The 2500-nt window shown below is 50.7% G+C and carries 9 tRNA genes and 3 rRNA genes (2 of these 12 running past the window's edge); all 12 read right to left on the bottom strand.

The annotated features are described in order from the left end of the window. Positions 1-1048 (bottom strand): 16S ribosomal RNA (locus R4Z09_RS00475); it reaches 502 nt to the left of the window's first position. Positions 1049-1202: 154 nt separating this feature from the next. Further along, positions 1203-1278 (bottom strand) — tRNA-Ala (locus R4Z09_RS00470). 19 nt (positions 1279-1297) lie between these two features. Next, positions 1298-1374: transfer RNA gene (locus R4Z09_RS00465), tRNA-Pro, on the bottom strand. Positions 1375-1383: 9 nt separating this feature from the next. Further along, a tRNA-Arg gene (locus tag R4Z09_RS00460) sits at positions 1384-1457 on the bottom strand. A 63-nt stretch (positions 1458-1520) separates the two neighbouring features. Beyond that, positions 1521-1609 (bottom strand) — tRNA-Leu (locus R4Z09_RS00455). A 10-nt stretch (positions 1610-1619) separates the two neighbouring features. Continuing rightward, positions 1620-1694: transfer RNA gene (locus R4Z09_RS00450), tRNA-Gly, on the bottom strand. A gap of 15 nt (positions 1695-1709) precedes the next feature. Then, a tRNA-Leu gene (locus R4Z09_RS00445) sits at positions 1710-1791 on the bottom strand. Between the two features lie 34 nt (positions 1792-1825). After that, a tRNA-Lys gene (locus R4Z09_RS00440) sits at positions 1826-1901 on the bottom strand. Positions 1902-2031: 130 nt separating this feature from the next. Continuing rightward, positions 2032-2104 (bottom strand) — tRNA-Thr (locus tag R4Z09_RS00435). Between the two features lie 36 nt (positions 2105-2140). Further along, positions 2141-2216 (bottom strand) — tRNA-Val (locus R4Z09_RS00430). Between the two features lie 12 nt (positions 2217-2228). Next, a 5S ribosomal RNA gene (rrf, locus tag R4Z09_RS00425) occupies positions 2229-2344 on the bottom strand. A 67-nt stretch (positions 2345-2411) separates the two neighbouring features. Next, positions 2412-2500, bottom strand: a 23S ribosomal RNA gene (locus R4Z09_RS00420) (it continues 2843 nt past the right edge of the window).

Here is a 2500-nt window from a genome sequence, read left to right as displayed (position 1 = left end):
CTGTCCCCCGAAGGGGAACGTCCTATCTCTAGGATTGTCAGAGGATGTCAAGACCTGGTAAGGTTCTTCGCGTTGCTTCGAATTAAACCACATGCTCCACCGCTTGTGCGGGTCCCCGTCAATTCCTTTGAGTTTCAGCCTTGCGGCCGTACTCCCCAGGCGGAGTGCTTAATGCGTTTGCTGCAGCACTAAAGGGCGGAAACCCTCTAACACTTAGCACTCATCGTTTACGGCGTGGACTACCAGGGTATCTAATCCTGTTTGCTCCCCACGCTTTCGCGCCTCAGCGTCAGTTACAGACCAAAGAGTCGCCTTCGCCACTGGTGTTCCTCCACATCTCTACGCATTTCACCGCTACACGTGGAATTCCACTCTTCTCTTCTGCACTCAAGTCCCCCAGTTTCCAATGACCCTCCACGGTTGAGCCGTGGGCTTTCACATCAGACTTAAGGAACCGCCTGCGCGCGCTTTACGCCCAATAATTCCGGACAACGCTTGCCACCTACGTATTACCGCGGCTGCTGGCACGTAGTTAGCCGTGGCTTTCTGGTTAGGTACCGTCAAGGTACGAGCAGTTACTCTCGTACTTGTTCTTCCCTAACAACAGAGTTTTACGATCCGAAAACCTTCATCACTCACGCGGCGTTGCTCCGTCAGACTTTCGTCCATTGCGGAAGATTCCCTACTGCTGCCTCCCGTAGGAGTCTGGGCCGTGTCTCAGTCCCAGTGTGGCCGATCACCCTCTCAGGTCGGCTACGCATCGTCGCCTTGGTGAGCCGTTACCTCACCAACTAGCTAATGCGCCGCGGGCCCATCTGTAAGTGACAGCCGAAGCCGCCTTTCAGCATTTCCTCATGAGAGGAAATGAATTATCCGGTATTAGCTCCGGTTTCCCGAAGTTATCCCAGTCTTACAGGCAGGTTGCCCACGTGTTACTCACCCGTCCGCCGCTAACTTTTGGGAGCAAGCTCCCGCAAGTTCGCTCGACTTGCATGTATTAGGCACGCCGCCAGCGTTCGTCCTGAGCCAGGATCAAACTCTCCAATAAGATTGTTTGACTTGCTCATATGTTTTGTTGCCATAAGGCAACTAGAATTAACGTTGACGTTTTTGTTTGTTTAGTTTTCAAAGAGCAATTACTACACTGCCTCAGAAGCAGCTTTCATTACTAACAAGCTCATTTCATCTTGTCAATATTCTTTTGGTGGAGCCTAGCGGGATCGAACCGCTGACCTCCTGCGTGCAAAGCAGGCGCTCTCCCAGCTGAGCTAAGGCCCCATTTTTATTGGGAATTGAATGGTCGGGAAGACAGGATTCGAACCTGCGACCCCTTGGTCCCAAACCAAGTGCTCTACCAAGCTGAGCTACTTCCCGATACACAAGCGCGCCCGAAAGGAGTCGAACCCATAACCTTCTGATCCGTAGTCAGACGCTCTATCCAATTGAGCTACGGGCGCATTAATCGTTAGTCAATTTGCCAAAGCAAAAAACTTTGGTTATTTTACTATCGTAAAAAACCTTGGTGCCGAGGACCGGAATCGAACCGGTACGGTAGTCACCTACCGCAGGATTTTAAGTCCTGTGCGTCTGCCAGTTCCGCCACCCCGGCAAGTATGTTCTGGAGCGGAAGACGGGATTCGAACCCGCGACCCCCACCTTGGCAAGGTGGTGTTCTACCACTGAACTACTTCCGCAATATATATTTAAAGTGCGGGTGAAGGGAGTCGAACCCCCACGCCTTGCGGCGCTAGATCCTAAGTCTAGTGCGTCTGCCAATTCCGCCACACCCGCATATGAAAAGTTATTTTGCTAACACAAAATACTTTGGTGAGCCATGAAGGACTCGAACCTTCGACCCTCTGATTAAAAGTCAGATGCTCTACCGACTGAGCTAATGGCTCGAATATAATTTATGTTTATGACACAGCTTGTGGTCTTGTGCGCTAAAAGCCGATGGCTTTTATTGCAGTCGCAGTCTCTTCGAGACGGTGCGACGCTCTACCGACTGAGCTAATGGCTCGAACATAAGGATGCCGGCCAGAGGACTTGAACCCCCAACCTACTGATTACAAGTCAGTTGCTCTACCAATTGAGCTAGGCCGGCAAATATTGAGATTATTTTCACTTCGTGAAAAAATAATGGTGGAGGATGACGGGCTCGAACCGCCGACCCTCTGCTTGTAAGGCAGATGCTCTCCCAGCTGAGCTAATCCTCCATCTTTATATAAGCTTGGCGACGTCCTACTCTCACAGGGGCAAGGCCCCAACTACCATCGGCGCTGAGAAGCTTAACTTCCGTGTTCGGGATGGGAACGGGTGTGACCTTCTCGCTATCGTCACCAAACTATTTGGTTTGAGGAATTGTTCCCTCAAAACTAGATAATGCTGAAGAAAAAATAAGTAATCAATATTAGGTTAAGTCCTCGACCGATTAGTATTTGTCAGCTCCACGTGTCACCACGCTTCCACCCCAAACCTATCAACCTGATCATCTTTCAGG

This window comes from Niallia oryzisoli (assembly GCF_036670025.1).
GTDB classification, from domain to species: domain Bacteria; phylum Bacillota; class Bacilli; order Bacillales; family Cytobacillaceae; genus Bacillus_BD; species Bacillus_BD oryzisoli.
This window is presented reverse-complemented; position numbering and strand designations above follow the sequence as displayed.